At 68.6% G+C, this 15,495-nt stretch carries 11 protein-coding genes; all 11 read left to right on the forward strand.

Translation table 11 applies throughout. From position 1 onward, the window contains the following. Nucleotides 1–68: 68 nt before the first annotated feature. The 11 genes from MYSTI_RS28540 to MYSTI_RS28590 all read left to right on the forward strand — a co-directional run bounded on the left by MYSTI_RS28540 (nucleotide 69) and on the right by MYSTI_RS28590 (nucleotide 15,412). A complete protein-coding gene (locus MYSTI_RS28540) occupies nucleotides 69–572 on the forward strand; it encodes an anthrone oxygenase family protein (RefSeq protein ID WP_015351283.1) in 504 nt (167 codons plus the stop codon). Nucleotides 573–866: 294 nt separating this feature from the next. Next, nucleotides 867–1,712, forward strand: coding sequence for an SDR family NAD(P)-dependent oxidoreductase (locus MYSTI_RS41055; protein WP_052351081.1), 846 nt, complete (start codon nucleotides 867–869; stop codon nucleotides 1,710–1,712). A 362-nt stretch (nucleotides 1,713–2,074) separates the two neighbouring features. Next, nucleotides 2,075–4,948 (forward strand): CBM96 family carbohydrate-binding protein, encoded by a 2,874-nt coding sequence (locus MYSTI_RS28550; protein ID WP_233277986.1) that lies wholly within the window; start codon nucleotides 2,075–2,077, stop codon nucleotides 4,946–4,948. A gap of 167 nt (nucleotides 4,949–5,115) precedes the next feature. Next, the gene (locus MYSTI_RS28555; protein ID WP_044900709.1) at nucleotides 5,116–6,126 is read left to right on the forward strand and encodes a methyltransferase; all 1,011 of its coding nucleotides are present in this window, start codon (nucleotides 5,116–5,118) and stop codon (nucleotides 6,124–6,126) included. A 78-nt stretch (nucleotides 6,127–6,204) separates the two neighbouring features. After that, nucleotides 6,205–6,420: a YgaP family membrane protein gene (locus tag MYSTI_RS28560; protein ID WP_015351287.1), complete on the forward strand. Its 216-nt coding sequence runs from the start codon at nucleotides 6,205–6,207 to the stop codon at nucleotides 6,418–6,420. Beyond that, nucleotides 6,420–6,989, forward strand: a complete 570-nt coding sequence (locus MYSTI_RS28565; RefSeq protein ID WP_015351288.1) for an RNA polymerase sigma factor — start codon at nucleotides 6,420–6,422, stop codon at nucleotides 6,987–6,989. Before MYSTI_RS28560 ends, MYSTI_RS28565 begins: the two co-directional genes overlap by 1 nt. A 79-nt stretch (nucleotides 6,990–7,068) precedes the next feature. After that, nucleotides 7,069–7,887 carry an SIR2 family NAD-dependent protein deacylase gene (locus MYSTI_RS28570; RefSeq protein WP_015351289.1) on the forward strand — a complete coding sequence of 273 codons (819 nt, stop codon included), beginning with the start codon at nucleotides 7,069–7,071 and terminating at the stop codon, nucleotides 7,885–7,887. Between the two features lie 239 nt (nucleotides 7,888–8,126). Beyond that, a complete protein-coding gene (locus MYSTI_RS28575) occupies nucleotides 8,127–9,455 on the forward strand; it encodes a hypothetical protein (protein ID WP_015351290.1) in 1,329 nt (442 codons plus the stop codon). Then, nucleotides 9,452–11,515 (forward strand): phospholipase D-like domain-containing protein, encoded by a 2,064-nt coding sequence (locus tag MYSTI_RS28580; RefSeq protein ID WP_015351291.1) that lies wholly within the window; start codon nucleotides 9,452–9,454, stop codon nucleotides 11,513–11,515. Before MYSTI_RS28575 ends, MYSTI_RS28580 begins: the two co-directional genes overlap by 4 nt. Beyond that, nucleotides 11,512–15,048, forward strand: coding sequence for a DEAD/DEAH box helicase family protein (locus MYSTI_RS28585; RefSeq protein ID WP_015351292.1), 3,537 nt, complete (start codon nucleotides 11,512–11,514; stop codon nucleotides 15,046–15,048). The genes MYSTI_RS28580 and MYSTI_RS28585 overlap by 4 nt, the downstream gene beginning before the upstream one ends. Further along, nucleotides 15,038–15,412, forward strand: a complete 375-nt coding sequence (locus MYSTI_RS28590; RefSeq protein ID WP_015351293.1) for a hypothetical protein — start codon at nucleotides 15,038–15,040, stop codon at nucleotides 15,410–15,412. The genes MYSTI_RS28585 and MYSTI_RS28590 overlap by 11 nt, the downstream gene beginning before the upstream one ends. Nucleotides 15,413–15,495: the final 83 nt, after the last annotated feature.

A 15,495-nucleotide genomic window follows, 5' to 3' on the forward strand; every position in this document is an offset into this window, starting at 1 on the left:
CGCAGGAACGAGAAAAACAGCACAAGGGCACGAAAGACGCCCACACGCCCGGGACGCATCCTGCCCCCATGATGAACATGAAGTTGTCGGCGGCGGAAATCATCCTGTGGCTCCTGGTGCTCAACCTCGGGCTCTCGTTCGGAGCAGGGCTCTACGAGCATCGAATCATGCTCCCCAGGTGGCTCGACGCGCAGGGCCCGCACTGGTTCTCGGAGGAGGCGCGGCGGGACAACGTGGGGCTGCGCTTCTGGGCCTTCGTCAGCACGGGCCCCCTGACGTTGCTCACCCTGGCGAGCGGCTTCTTCGCGCTCCGAGCCCCGGGGCCGCTGCGCGCCTGGTGGCTCGGGGCGGTGGCGCTGGTGCTCGTGGACCGGCTCCTCACCTTCTCGTACTTCATCCCCACGATGATGCGGCTGATGCAGGCGCCCGACTCGTCGGAGTCCGTGGCGAGCGCGGTGCAGTGGAGCCGGCTGAATCACCTGCGCCACCTCTTGGTCGCCGCCGCGTGGCTCTGCTCACTCCAAGCCCTCACATGGCTGAGGGTGAGCAAGGTCCTCCCAGGTGCCTCCTGACGACCTCACCATGCCTGGATTTGCTCACCCGGCCCATAGACATACCAGACACCGAGACAAACCACCGAGCACCTCGGCGACACTCCTGCCCTTCCTGGCGAGCGTCCGCGAGACGCCACTGCCCTCGGGGACAGGTTGAAACATCGTCAGGCCCCACGCAAATGGCGTCCTGCGGAAACGCCACCTGCCGCGACGCAGCGGATGTGTCATCCCTCGCGCCTGGAAGCCCAGGTCCGGAGGAGCCCCGCCTGTCGCGGCCTGAGGACCTGATACATGTTACAAGGTAGACGAGTCGTGATCACCGGCGGAGGCCGTGGACTGGGCCGCGTCTTCGCCCAGAGCTTCGTGGCGGCGGGCGCCAACGTCATCATCACCGGACGCAATCGACAAACCCTCGACGAGGTCTCTCGCGAGCTGGGGGGCTTGGAGACCTTTGTCTTCGACATCTCGGATGCCTCCGCCACCCGGGCCGCGTTCGACCACATCCACCAGACCCACGGTCCCATCGACGTGCTGGTGAACAACGCGGGCATCTGCCATCCACCGGGTTTCTTCTGGGAGACGCCTCTCGAGGACTGGGCGGCCACCTTGGACGTCAACCTCAAGGGCACCGTGTACTGCACGCACGCCGCCCTCCAGGTCATGGTGGAACAGGGGAACGGCATCATCATCAACCTGGCCAGCAGCGCCGGCGTCTTCCGCTGGCCCACCTGCTCCGCCTACTCCGTCAGCAAGGCCGCCATCGTCAAGCTGACGGAGAACCTCTCCTGCGAGACTCGCCGACATGGCGTCTCCCTCTTCGCCTACCACCCAGGCCTGGTGCACTCCATCGGGCTGGGCGCGGACTACCTCGCCACCCCCTCGCCGGAGGACACGCTCCTGGGCCAGGTGCAGAAGTGGGTCACCTCGGAGAGACTGGCCGGGAGGACCGTGGATGCCCAGCAGAGCATCGGCAACCTGCTCAAGCTGGCGGGCGGCACGTGCTCCGAGCTGAGCGGCTGCTACCTCACCGTCCACGACGACCTGGAGCGCCTGATGGCGGACCGCAAGGCCCTCTGCACCGACCACCTGATGTTGCGCGTGCAGCAGCACTCCCCGCCCACCGGGGCGACCATGCCTCAAAGGCCTCCCGAGGCGTGACACGCCCGGACGCTGCGGGGCACCCCGGCCCTTCCCGGTGAAGGCACGCCATCTCTCGCCTCGCGCGTCTGCCTGCCCACCAGGAGAGCACGCGCGACACCCCTTGCGTGTCGAACACAGACAGGAACACCGGGTGACGGCCACACACGCACGGGTTGGCGCACGTGTTGCTTTCCCATCGCAATGGCAGCACGCGAGGGAGAGGTCACGTGAACCGGTGGACAGTGGGAGCAGTGGGCGGATGTCTGGGAGTGGCACTTTTCTTCCTGAGTGGGTGCGAAAGTGCCCCCTCGGGAGTCTCGGTGGCCCAAGGAGCGGCCACCCAGGCCAGAAGCCAGACACAGGAACTCATCACGCGGACCGTGACGATCATCGCGGCCGCGGATACGCACGTGTCGGCGGCGGCGCCAACGACGAGCTTCGGCTCGCGGCCAGCCCTGGAGGTGGACAAGTCACCGGAGTCCGAGGCGTACCTGCGCTTCTACGTCGCCCCGGTGGAGGGGACCCTCACGACAGCACGGCTGCGAGTGTATGTGTTGGACGGCTCGTCGGAGGGACCCATCGCGCATGACCCACGCATCTCGGGGCGGGCCTGGAACGAGCTGACGACCTGGGACACGCGGCCGAGTCGCTCCGACTACAGCGCCCTGACCCGCATGGGGGCGGTGGCCAGCGGCACCTGGAGCGAGCTGGACATCACGGACCTGCACATCTCCACGGGTGCCTTCACGGACGTCCACCTCGTGGCCAACAGCGACGACGGCGTGTCGATTGCGTCGAGCGAACACCCCGACGCCACCCTGCGTCCCCAGCTCGTCCTCACCGTCCAGTCCGCCGAGGACCACCCGGCGAACCCCGCGCTGCCCATCACCGTGTCGGGAGCCCCCGTCACCTTCGGCCCGAGCGCGGACACCACCGTCTCCGCCGCCGCGCCCACCTCCTCGGAAGGAGGCTCGGCCCGGGACCTGTGGGTGGGCCCGTCGCCCGAGCGGGAGGCGCACCTGCGCTTCGAGGTCCAAGGGCTGACGGAGTCGGTCCAGCGCGCGGTGCTGCGCCTGTATGTCGGAGCCCAGGGGACGACGGAGGGCCCCGCGCTGTTCTCGACCCAAGGGACCTGGAGCGAGGCGAGCGCCACCTGGAACACACGTCCGGCGAAGGTGGGCAACGAGGTGGACCGGATGCCCTTCCTCGCGCCCTGGGGGTACGTGGACTACGAGGTCACGGACCGGGTCCGAGGCAACGGGGCGGTCACCTTCGGCCTCTACGGAGCGTCGGGCAACGGGCTGTCCTTCGACTCGCGGGAGGTCTCGGTGGCACGTGCGCCTCGGCTCCTGGTGTGGACGGGCGCCGCGCGTGCGGCTCCGACCGAGGCCTGCCTGACTCGCCGGGAAGTCGTCGCGAAGGTGAGCCCTCCTCGCCATGACACCTATGTGAGCGCCGAGCGCCCGACGACGACGTTCCATCGCGAGGCGTCCTTGCGCGTGGACGCTGCGCCGGCGATGACCAGCTACCTGGACTTCGAGGTCGACCTCGGTGCGGCGCCCGTGCGTCGCGTCTTGCTCCAGCTCTTCGCCCTGGAGGCCACGGATGATGGCCCTCGGCTCTACAAAGCGCGCGCGTTCGAGCCAGCGGCGGCCACCTGGCAGAACCCGCCCGAACGCCTGGAGCTGCTGGGCGATGCAGGCGCGGTGAAGCGGAACCAGTGGGTGGAGTACGACGTGACGGGTGCGCTCACGGGCTCGGGCCGGCACGCCTTCGCCCTGGTCGCCGACTCCAACCTGGGGCTGAGCTTCGCGTCCGAGGATGCTCGCACGGACTGGATTCTGGACGCGGCCCCCCGGCTCGTCGTCGTCAGGGACAGCGACCCGTTCTGTTCGTACCGAGGCCCGTCGACCTCGGGAGGGAGCACCTGGGTGAAGCAGACGAACAACGCTTCAGCGGAGCATGTTCGGGATACGGCCCCCGCCCCGGGAGGAGGCTTCGCGGTCCTCGGCACGCAAGAGAAGACCCGGGACAGCGAGCCCTTCTCCGAGCAGACGGATGTCGTGACGTTGCACCGGACGGACGGCGCGGTCTTGTGGCGGGTGACCTTCCCCCAGGAGCGGGTGGAGTTCCGCCAGGTCGTGGTGACGGCGCTCGGGAACGTGCTCGTCGCGGGTGAGTACGCCGGGGCGCCAGACCTGGGGAAGGGGCCGCTGCCGCAGGGCACGGGCATGTTCGTGATGAAGCTGACCCCGTCGGGCGCGGTGGACTGGACGCGCGGCTACAACGCCTGGTTCCGCGGAGGCGGCGAGTTCATGGACAACCCCATGGTCGTGCATGACCTGACGACGGACGCGCACGGCAGCGCGGTGTTGACGGGCGGCTTCTGGGGCTACACGGACTTCGGAGGCGGAGAGGTCTACTCCGGCAAGCCCTTCCCCTATGACGACGAGTGGCCGAACTCCTTCGTCCTGAAGGTCCAGTGGGACGGCACCTACCAGTGGGCGCGCATGCTGAACACGCGAGCGCTGCGTGGCACGCAGGCGGTGAGCGTCGCGGTGGATGCCCAGGAGAACGTCACGGTCGGCGGTTGGGCGGGCTGGGGCACTGACTTCGGCGCGGGGGCACTCGGTGAGAGCGGGCTGTTCGTGGCGCGATGGAACGTGAGCGGCGACTTTCTGTGGCATTGGCTCCTGCCGACAGCCACCAACGTCCTCTTCGCCGACCTGTACGACGTGGCCGTCCTGCCCGACGGTGACGTGGTCTTCTCCGGTCACTTCGACGGCCGCTTCACCTTCGCGGGCACGGCCTACGCCAGCGCGGAGCCGGATGACGCCTACGACGGAATGCGAGAGCCCTTCCTCGGCAAGCTCTCACCGACAGGCGCGGAACGGATGCTGCGGCATTTCCCGGGAGGAACCCAGACACTCCTCCTCCGTGAGCTGTCTGTCGATGCCTCCGGAAATCTCTTCACGGTGCAGTCCGGCCAAGGGGGGGTGTTGGGGCTGGGCGCCATCGGGCTCCCAGAGGACACCGCCCCGGAGCGCCCCACGGTCGCGAGCTTCACGTCGGCGCTGGAGACCCGCTGGGTGCGCGTCTTCGACCCCTTCCAATCCCTGTCGTCCCGGCTGACGCTCGTGGACGGCGGCGTCGTCCTCACGGGGGACCTGACCACGGCCTTCGAGGTCGATGGCACCTGGTACACACCGACGTTGCGTCGGGCGGACCTGCTGCACCTCAAGCTGCGGCCATAGTCACCGCGGGGATGCAGGCACGGGAGACAGCGCCAGGGGAGGTCAGGGCCCCACTCGAGCGCCCTGCCCTGCCTCACGACGCGGAGGCAGCACGAGGGTCCAGACCCCGACGGTGGGTATGCGCTGCCATTGGCTTGACGTCGGAGGAGTGGGCCATGATGCACGGCATGAATTCACCCACCGTGCATCCCGCGCAGCGCATCGTCGACCTGGGCTTTGGCTTCATCCTCTCCGGTGCGCTGTCGTCCGTGGCGGAGCTGGGCGTCGCGGACAAGCTGGTCCAGGGGCCTCGGAGTGCCGCCTCGCTCGCGGAGGAGCTGGGCGTCCACGCCCAGGCCCTGTACCGGGTCCTCCGGCTGCTCGCGAGCGTGGAGGTGTTCTCCGAGGATGCCGCGGGCCTCTTCTCGCTGACTCCCGCCGCCGAGTACCTGCGCAGCGATGCCCCGGGCTCCCTGCGCGCCGCGGTGCGGATGCTGACACAGCGCATCTTCTGGGCCCCCACCGGGGAGATGGTCGACACGGTCCGCACCGGACAGACGCCGTTCGACCGCATCTTCGGCAAGCCCTTCTTCGACTACCTCCACCACGACCCCGCGCAGGGCGCCGTCTTCCACCAGGGCATGTCCAGCCTGTCCGACATGGAGAACGGCGCCATCGCCGCCAGCTACGACTTCACGGGGCTGAGCAGCGTGGTGGACGTGGGCGGTGGACACGGCGGCTTCCTCATCGAGGTGCTCAAGCTCGCGCCCCAGGTGCGCGGCGTCCTCTTCGACCATGGACAGGTGCTCGCGGGCGCTCGCATCGCCCAGGCGGGGTTCTCGCAGCGGTGTGCGCTGGAGGAGGGAGACTTCTTCCAGGCCGTCCCCAAGGGCGCGGAGGCCTACGTCCTCAAGCGCATCCTCCATGACTGGAACGACGAGACGTGCGTCCGCATCCTCCGGAACTGCCGTGAGGCCATGGCGGAAGGCGGGCGGGTCCTCGTCCTCGACACCGTCATTCCTCCTGGCAACGCGCCGCACGGAGGCAAGGTGCTGGACGTGATGATGCTGGCGTCACTGCCGGGGCGGGAGCGCACGGAGGAGGACTTCCGGAAGCTCTTCGCACAGGCGGGGCTGAAGCTCTCGCGCATCCTCCCCACTCCGAGCGCCCTCAGCATCACGGAGGCTGTCGCGGCCTGAGCCCCCTGCTGAAGAAAAATCCGAGGCCCTGAATCCTTTCGGGCGCGACGTGACTTCTCCTCGTACAAGGAGGACGTCATGAAGCGAAATGTCGGGAATCTGGAGCGGCTGTTCAGGGCCTTGGGGGGCGTGGGGTTGCTGGTGTGTGCGGTCATGGCACCGCTCCCGCTGGCGTTCCGTCTCGCGGCCTGCGGAGGGTTGGGGGTGTACATGCTCTTCACGGCCCTGGCGGGGAGCTGCCTGGGCTACGCACTGATGGGGCGCTCGACGTGCCCCCTCGAGCCTGGGCGTTGATGGGCGCCGCACACACGGAGCTGCTCGCCGCCGCGGCAAGGGGGGATGACGAAGCCCTTGCCGTGTTGGTGCGTGCGTATCACGACCGGGTGTACCGGTTCGGCCTGCGGGTGTGCAGGGATGGGTTCGACGCGGACGATGCCGTGCAGGAGGCCTTCACGAAGCTCGCGAGGCGCCCCGAGGTGCAGCGGGATGCCGGCGTCCTGTCGTGGCTGATGAGCGTGGTGCGCCATGCGTGCCTGCGGATGCTCCGCCCCTTCGTCCGCGAGCGGCGGGCCCTGGGGGCGGGGGCCGAGGAAGAGGCGGTCCTCGCGCCGGAGGGGGTCGACCCGCAGCAGGCGCTCGAGCGCTGGGAGCTCATCCAGTCCGTCCATGCGGCCATCGCGGGCCTCGCGCCCGCCTACCGCGAGGTGCTCATCATGCGAGACCTGGAGGGACTGTCTGGCGATGAGGTCTGCAAGGCCCTGGGGTTGGAGCTGGCCACCATGAAGACCCGGCTGCATCGGGCGCGGGGGCAGCTGCGCGAGGAGCTCCTCAGGCGCGGTGCGTGGCAGCGGCCCGAGGGGTGACCTCACACGAACAGACACGGGCGACAAAGAGCGTCATGCTCCCATCCCTCGAGCGTCCATGGAGCCGAGGAGACCCGCGATGAAGCCTTCAGGAGTCGATCCCCTTGTCGCCGCCGCCCGTGGAGCACCCGCCGAGTCCGTGCTCGTCGTCACGGGCGCTGGAATCAGCCTGGCCAGCGGCATTCCGACCTTTCGCGGGACAGACCCTGGCGCGGTGTGGGCGAACGAGGTGATGGAGAAGGGAACGCGGGCCTTCTTCAAGCGAGCGCCTGACGAGTCGTGGCAGATCTACCTGAGACGCTTCGAGCTGGCGCGAGGCGCACAGCCGAACCCCGCCCACCTGGCGCTGGTCGAGTGGGAGGCGTGGCAGGCGCAACAGGGACGGGGCTTCGCCATCGTCACGCAGAACGTCGACTCCCTGCATGAGCGGGCCGGGAGTCGGGCGTTGGTGAAGGTGCACGGGAGCCTCGACAAGGCGCGGTGCACCGCGCGGGGGTGCAAGCTGGGACCTCCGAGAGGCACGGTGCCGCTCGAGTCGGTGGACTTCGGGGCCTTCCATGCGGACCCGAGCCCGGAGACGGTGCCGCACTGCCCGGCCTGCGGCAGCCGGCTTCGGCCTCACATCCTCTGGTTCGACGAGAACTACACGGAGCACGAGGGCTACGAAATCGAGCGCGTGTTCGCACTGGCGCGGCAGGCCCGGCTGGTCGTCTTCATCGGGACCTCGTTCTCGGTGGGGGCGACGGAGCACATCCGCGCCATCGCGGGGAAGCGTGGCGCGCGGATGTTCAGCATCGACCCGGTGAACGCCTCTCCGGCCAAGGACATCGAGACCGTGACCGCACGCGCGGAGGAGCTGTTGCCGGAGTTGATGCATGTCCTTTCCTCGAAAGGCTGAGCAACGCAGAACACGGCGAACCAGACCGTCATCCTGACGGCCGGGCAGCCCCCCACGATGGGAACCTGCGGGGTGTCGGGAGCGACCAGCTCCGTGCCGGGTGCTACGCCAACAACACCCGCGGAGGCACCGTGGCCGGGACCCTCCGATAGTGCGGCGGTGCCCCCTCCCCCGGGAGGGGTATGGCTGACTCGATGTCCGGCAGGGAGACTCGCGCTACCCTGCCGTGACTCGAGGCCATGCTCTCCCAACCCTTCCTGACCCAGCTCGACTCTCGCGCCGCCATCAAGGGGTCGCGAGACCCTCTCGGCGTCCAGTCCCTGTGGTCCCGGCTCGGGCGCCACGTCGTCGCGAATCTGACGACGGTGAGCACCTCGGTGAGGGACTTCACCGTCCTCCTGCTCGGGCACTACTTCGTCGAACGTGTCGCCAACGCAGGCGGCTCCGAGGGGGACCTCGCGACCTTCCTGAAGTGGGAACAGTTGGCCGCGTACGCCCGCACCCTCGTCAACGAGGACCGGAGCTACCGCGGCACCGAGCGCGTGGCCCGACGACTCGCGGAGGGAGAACGCATCCACCTGGGCACCGACTCGGGGGCGCAGATTCTCGGCAACCAGCGAATCTACGGGCTCTGGGGCCTCTACACGGTGCCCGCCCGCGCCTCCCATCTCCTCGCGGGGGAGCCCACACGACTCACCCCGGACGCCCGAGACGCCGTGGAGCGACACCTGCTCCCCCTGCTCGAGCAACAAGGTGCCCGCACGGTGTCCGGCATCATCGACTGCCTGCGCGCCACCAGCCATCCGCTCGACCTCCGCGAGAACTCTCGAGATACGCAGTTCCTCGAGGGCATCGGCCGCATCCTGAAGAAGGTCCGCGCAGGCGAGCGCCAGCTCTACCGGGAGCACCTCCTCCACGGAGGCCCCGCGGACCTCGATGCCTCACGTGGAACCCGTGGCCAGCAGCGACTGTTCGCCGAGCTGCTCTCAGAGACCTTGGAGGACGAGGACTGGGTCCTCACGCCCCAGAGCCTCCAGGCCCTCTCGCATCGCGCGATGAAGCGCGGAGAGGTGGGCGAGCAGCTCGCGTCCCGCCTCGACCGCATTCGCACCACGGAGCTCTTGCTTGCCCCTTCCGTGGCGCTCTTCGAGCACCTGCTCGGCTGCCATGAACAGACCCTCTCGGAGATTGCCCAGGGCGTGCGCAAGCACTGGGGCACCGCCCCACGGGGCACCATCGACCTCGCGGCGACGCGAGAACTGGAGCCCGAGCTGCGAACCCCTGGCGACGATGACTCCGGCCGGCGCTGGCTCCTCCTCGCCGAGTCCCTCCACGCGGGCCAATACGAAGAAGCCCTCCACCGACTCATGGCGCAGAACGAAGCCGTGATGAAGGCTCGAGGAGCGGCGGCCTGGACCACGCTCAAGAATGGCAAGCTCCATGTGCGGCTCCGGGATGAGCACCTGGGCCGGCTCCCCGGCGCCAAGGCCCTGCCGACCTACTGGCGCCATGCCTACTTCATCGAGGCGCTGAGGAACGTCGCGGCCGACCTCCGAGGCACTCCATGAGCAACCTTCCACGCTCGGTCCTCTCCGAACACTTCCTGGAGCGGATGAAGGGACGCCGGCTCGTCTCGGCCGTCTTCACGACCTTCCGGTTCGAGCCCGGCTTCTTCGAGGCCGAAGTCCTGCCCGTCTTCTTCGACATCGCCCTCAGCCACGCACCCGCCATCAAGCTCGTCCAGTTGGAAGAGGCCCTCGTTTCGTTGCCCGGCAGCATCGCCGTCTACTACGACGCGCATGGCCTCGTGGCCGAGGGGGGCACGGCGAAGCTCGACACCCGCCGCATCCCCATTCGACATCCCACGGGCATCTTCCACCCCAAGAATGTCCTCGCGCTCGTCGAGGACGTGGAACCGGGTCCGGATGGCAAGCACGGCAGGACGCTGCTCTGCGCCTGCGCCTCCGCCAACCTCACGCGCGCGGGTTGGTGGGAGAACGTGGAGGCAGCCCACGTCGAGGAGATTGCCGAGGGCGCTCACTCCCCCTTGCGCACCTCGCTCCTGCGATACCTCGATGCCCTGGTCGCCGCCGCCGAGGGCCGCAGGGTGAACGACGAGCTCCGAGCCACCCACCGAGCCATCCGCGACCTCCGTGAGTTCCTGCGTGGTACGACCCAACGGCAAGAGACGTTTGCCGATGTCCGGATTCTCCCCAGCTTCCACGCGGGGGAAGCCTCCCTCCCCGACTTCCTCGAGGACGCCACGGGGAAGCTCCTCCGAGGGCTCTGCCTCGAAGTCATCTCGCCCTACTTCGACGAGGGTGGTGAGTCGGCACCGCTCAAGGAGCTCCTCACACGCTTCGCACCTCGGGAGACCCGCGTGTTCCTCCCCCGGAATGACCGGGGAGAGGCGCTCTGCTCCGAGCCGCTGTTCACCTGGCTGAGCGAGCTGCCGGAGGTGAGCTGGGGGACGCTGCCCTCGGACCTGCTGCGGCTGGGCAAGTCCGAGGAGGCGAGACAGCGCACCGTCCACGCGAAGGTCTATCGGTTCTTCGAACCCAAGCGCCGCGGCCGGGAGTTCATCTTCGTCGGCTCGCCCAACCTGACGACCGCGGCTTTTCGCCTCACGGGACGTGGTGGCAACTGGGAGACAGGCTTCCTCGTCGAGGTCACCTCGGAATCCCGTCCGGACTGGTGGCTGGAGACCGAGACCCGACGGCCTCCCGTCTTCTCGCCTCGGGAGGAGACGGAAGGCGCCGCGACGGATGGCGGCACGCAGCTCATGCTGCGCTATCACTGGGACACCCAGGCAGCCTTCGCGTTCTGGGCCGACGCCACGCCCTCTCCCTCGTTGTCCGTGAGGCATGGCGGAGTCTCCCTGCTCGAGCTCTCCAGCCTCGCGCCTCGGACCTGGGTTCCTCTCGCGGTCGAGCAAGCGCAGCGGCTGGAGACGACCCTTCACTCCACGTCGCTCCTCGAGGTGGTGGGCGAAGGTCCCCAACCTGGGTTCCTCCTGGTTCAGGAAGAGGGGATGTTCAAGCGCCCCACGCTGCTGCTCGACCTCAGCGCCGCGGACATCCTCCGCTACTGGGCGTTGCTCACCGTCGAGCAGCGCGCGGCCTTCATCGAGGCTCGCGCCAACATCACGGGCGATGATGACCCGCTCATCACCCGGCTGGCACCGCTGCCCGTCGAGGCCACGCTGTTCGACCGCTTCGCAGGCATCTTCCACGCCTTCGAGTGCCTGGACAAACACGTCCGGGATGCGCTCGCGCAGAAACGGTCGCGCGAGGCCGACTACCGCCTGTTCGGCAAGAAGTACGACTCACTGGGCAGCCTGCTCGAACGCGTCCTGAAGGACTCGCGCGCGGGAAAGGGGGAGCGTGTCGACCACTACGTCGTCACCCTGTGCGCGAAGCAACTGCTTCGCGAGCTGGGCCGGACCGCTCCCGAGTATTGGGCGGAGCATCGCGACGACGTCCGCGCGCTCGAGGCCCAGTTGGTGGAGGCGGCCCCCCTGCGGGAGGCCCTGGCCAGCGGGAACACGGAGATGCCAGCCTTCCTCGACTGGTTCGAGCGGTGGTTCATCCAGCGGGCGGAAGCTCTTCCCGAGGAGGAGCAGTCATGATCGACCTGGATACGGCCCGCGCGCTGCTCGACTTCGGAAAGCGGATGGGCGCCGGACACCGCGCGGAGGAACAACTGCGCGGTGCCGTGGCCATCCACAACATCCTGAGCAAGCACCGCCTCGCCTATCTCGCCGACGAGGTGGGCATGGGCAAGACGTATGTGGCGCTGGGCGCCCTTGCCCTCTTCCGCCACTTCAATCCGGGCTTCAGGGTCCTGGTCATCACCCCGCGCGAGAACATCCAACGCAAGTGGCAGAAGGAGCTCACGAACTTCGCCGCGCACAACGTGCGCTTCGATGACCTCCGGATGCGCGCGCTCGATGGTCGACCCGCGCGGCCCCTCGTCGACTGCGGCAACCTGCTCGAGCTGGTCCACGAGACGAGCATCGACCCGAACCGGGACTTCTTTGTCCGGATGTCGAGCTTCAGCCTTCCCGTGGGCAAGGCGAGCGAGGGCTGGACGGCGCTGCGCGACGGGCTGAGGCGACACCTGCCCTGGCTTCGGGACGAGGCTTTCGACCTGCGCAACAAAGAGGTCTTCAAGCGGAACTTCGCCCGGGCGCTGTGCTGCGCGCTGCCGAAGTTCGACCTCGTCATCGTCGACGAGGCCCACAACCTCAAGCATGGGTTCAACCTCTCGGGCTCCTCGCGCAACCAGGTGCTGGCGGAGGCGTTCGGCCGCCACGCGCCGGAGGACGCCCCGGACCTCCGCCTCTTCCCGGGCCATGGACCTCGGGCCGAGCGAGTGCTGTTCCTCTCGGCCACGCCCCTCGAGGAGACCTACCGGCACGTCTGGAACCAGCTCGACCTGTTCGGGCTCGCGGGAGGCTTTCGCGAGCTGCGCGACGACCCGGTGCCCGAGGAGCGCAAGAAAGAGGTCGCGGGCCAGTTCCTCGTCCGGCGCGTGACGTCCATGCGCATCGCGGGACGAGAGCACACCAAGAACATGTACCGGCGGGAGTGGCGCGCCGGAGGTGTCCATCAACACGACGAGCCCATCACCGTGTCGGACGACCGGCAGCGGCTGCTCGTCGCGCTGGTGCAGAAGAAGGTGAGTGAGCTGCTGAGCGGCAAGCAGTTCAACCACTCGTTCCAGATTGGAATGCTCGCCTCGTTCGAGAGCTTCCTCGAGACAGCCAGGCTGCGACGACAGGACGACGAGGAGAGCACCTTCGACGACTCGGAGCAGTCCGACCTGGCCCTCGAACGAGAGGGAATCGACGTCCACGACCTGAACCGACTGGCGAAGAGCTATCGGCTCAAGTTCGGGCGCGAGATGCCCCACCCCAAGATGGATGCCGTCGTCGACAGCCTCGCGTCCGCGTGGGTGACGGGCAAGAAGGCGCTGGTGTTCGTCCGGCGGGTCGCCTCCGTCAAGGAGCTGAAGCGCAAGCTCGACGAGCGCTATGACGACTGGCTGATTCCCCACCTGCGCGCACGACTTCCAGAAGTGCTGCACGCGCCCTTCGATGAGGTCGTCGCGCAGTACCGGCTCGAGAAGGGCGCCGCGGAGCGGTCCCACCACGAGGGGAGCTCCACACCCCAGGACGTGGTCGGCACGGACGTGGAGGTGGACGACCGAGGCGGCACCGACACCTTCTTCGCCTGGTACTTCCGAGGCGAGGGCCCCAAGGGCGTGCTGAGCGGGGCCAACATCCAGGCCCGCTTCATCAAGGGAAGCGGCGCCTATTCGACGTTCTTCGCGGACAACACCGTGATGGCGCTGCTGGGCGCGGAGCCCGGGCAGGTGCTCACCACGCTGGCGTCCACCTGCCAGCTCACACGAGAGGAGACGACGGAGCGACTGCGGCAAAGAGCCGCGAAATACCTGAGCCGCAAGGCCAAGGTCGTCACCCGCGCCAGTCGCATGGAGGCGGCGCAGGCCGCGGCGCTCGAGCTGCTCCAGGAAGGTGCAACAGGGACCCTGGCCGTCCATGCGCGGGTCATCTGGGATGAGCGGTTCCGGACGTCCATGTCTCGCGAGCCCGCCACCGAGGCGCCCCAGGAGCTCGCCTCCGCCCTCGAGCGCACCACGTTCTTCAACGAGCTGCGCCGCCCCGAGCGCGCGGAGCTTCGCGCACGCATCTGGCCCCGACCCACGAGTCGGGGCGACACCGTCGAGGACTTCCGGAGCGAGTACCGCGAGCAGGTGCTTCGCGCGGAGCTGCTCGCCGTGGCCGCGCGGCTCGGGCATGCCTTCATCGACCTGTATGTCGCGGCGATGGCGGGCCGCACCACCCTGGCCATCCACCGACGCGGCGAGCAGACCGCCGAGCACGGCGACGACGCCGACGAGCGGGAGCTGGAGACCGGTGGCGGGCGACTGCTGCGCGAGTACCTCGACCTCCTCGAGTCCCAGCTCCGCGCCACGGCGCCACGTCCCTGGGGGGCGCTCGACGAGCTGGCGGACATCGCGGGGAACCTCGAGCTGATTCTCGATGTGAACGTCCCGGATGCGCGCACCACGCCGCTCGGCGAGTCCGCGCGCTACGTGGCGAGCCTGCTGCGCCAACAGCAGCCCACGGGAGGCATGGCGGGACAGGTCAACCAGACCCTGGTCCGTCAATTCCGGATGCCGGGCTACCCCTTCGTCCTCGTCACCACGGACCTGCTCCAAGAAGGCGAGGACCTGCACACGTTCTGCTCCTCGGTCCACCACTACGGAATCTCGTGGACTCCCTCGGCGATGGAGCAGCGCGTGGGACGCATCGACCGGGTCCGCTCGCAGTCGGACCGGCGACTCTCCGCGCTCGGAGGCGAGCCGCGTGGCGAGGACTGTCTCCAGGTCTACCTCCCCCACCTCCAGGACACGGTGGAGGTCCTCCAGGTGCAGCGGGTGCTGGAGCGCATGAACACCTTCCTGCGGCTGATGCACGAGGGGTTGACGGTGTCCGCGCCAGACCAGCGACGCATCGACGTGGGGCGAGAGATGGTCGCGGCCCGGAAGCAGGTCGACCGGCTCAGCGGCCCGCTCAAGAGCGCGTTCCCCATTCCTCCGTGGGCCACGCAGGGAGAGAAGACAGCCCTGGCGGTCGAGGGCACGTTCGGAGCCCGCGTCCGGGAGCGCTTCGAGCGGCTCCCTCGGCTCTCGATGGAGGGCACGCACATCGACTGGGCACCCCACCCACCCAAGGGCTCGCTCCTGGGGACCACCACCCTCTCGACGGGCCGGGTCCAGCCCTTCACGCTGACGCTCAAGTCCGAGCAGGGGCACCCCGTGGTCCGCTGCATCAGTCCCATCGGCCGGACCGAGCCGGATGAGGACCCCGAGCCCATTGCCGCACGCGGTGCCCGAATCTCCTCCCGCCTCGGTGCGATCCTGACCCAGGAGGCGCGACTCTACGACCTGACCGTCGAGGACGATGTGGTGCTCGGGGCTCCCGAACATGACGCCGCACGCGTGAGGCTGCTGGTGCGCCGGGTCACGGAGCAGGCGGACCGGATGGAGCAGGAGCATTTCGACGATGGCCGCGACGCGAGGCTCGATGCCTTCGAAGCCGAACTCCGGGAGGAGGGCAACCGTGAGCTCTGATTGGCGGGTGTTCTGTCGCGGCGCGCGTGTGGCCATCGACGGCGACGAGCTCATCGTCGACTTCGAGAACCAACGCAGCCACCGCGTCCGCGTCCGCGAGACCGACGAGGTCATCGAGTTCCACGCCGTCGTCGCTCGCGCCGCCGCCGTGCGAGACATCCCAGACCTCCCGCTGAGGCTCTGGCGATACAACCGAGCCTCCCAGCTCGTCAGCTTCCGGCTCGACACACGAGGGCGGGTGTATGCCGAAGGCTGGGTCCCCAAGGCCGGTCTCACCGCCGAGGAGTTCCAGCTCACCCTCCGCCATGTCGCCGCCGAGAGCGACCGACTCGAGTATCTGCTGACAGGGCGGGACGCGGAGTAGATGCGTCAGGGGTCGACCGTGCCGCGTGCCGTGAACCGACTCCTCCTGATTGCGGGCAGCCCTTCCCGGAGAAGGCAGGCGTC

The organism is Myxococcus stipitatus DSM 14675 (assembly GCF_000331735.1).
In the GTDB taxonomy this organism is placed as follows: Bacteria; Myxococcota; Myxococcia; order Myxococcales; family Myxococcaceae; genus Myxococcus; species Myxococcus stipitatus.

Excerpts from the sequence above, each read along its gene's own strand:
- MYSTI_RS28540 (WP_015351283.1), top strand. The coding sequence starts at position 69 with ATGATGAACATGAAGTTGTCGGCGGCGGAAATCATCCTGTGGCTCCTG.
- MYSTI_RS28555 (WP_044900709.1), top strand. The coding sequence starts at position 5,116 with ATGAATTCACCCACCGTGCATCCCGCGCAGCGCATCGTCGACCTGGGC.
- MYSTI_RS28560 (WP_015351287.1), top strand. The coding sequence starts at position 6,205 with ATGAAGCGAAATGTCGGGAATCTGGAGCGGCTGTTCAGGGCCTTGGGG.
- MYSTI_RS28565 (WP_015351288.1), top strand. The coding sequence starts at position 6,420 with ATGGGCGCCGCACACACGGAGCTGCTCGCCGCCGCGGCAAGGGGGGAT.
- MYSTI_RS28570 (WP_015351289.1), top strand. The coding sequence starts at position 7,069 with ATGAAGCCTTCAGGAGTCGATCCCCTTGTCGCCGCCGCCCGTGGAGCA.
- MYSTI_RS28575 (WP_015351290.1), top strand. The coding sequence starts at position 8,127 with ATGCTCTCCCAACCCTTCCTGACCCAGCTCGACTCTCGCGCCGCCATC.
- MYSTI_RS28580 (WP_015351291.1), top strand. The coding sequence starts at position 9,452 with ATGAGCAACCTTCCACGCTCGGTCCTCTCCGAACACTTCCTGGAGCGG.
- MYSTI_RS28585 (WP_015351292.1), top strand. The coding sequence starts at position 11,512 with ATGATCGACCTGGATACGGCCCGCGCGCTGCTCGACTTCGGAAAGCGG.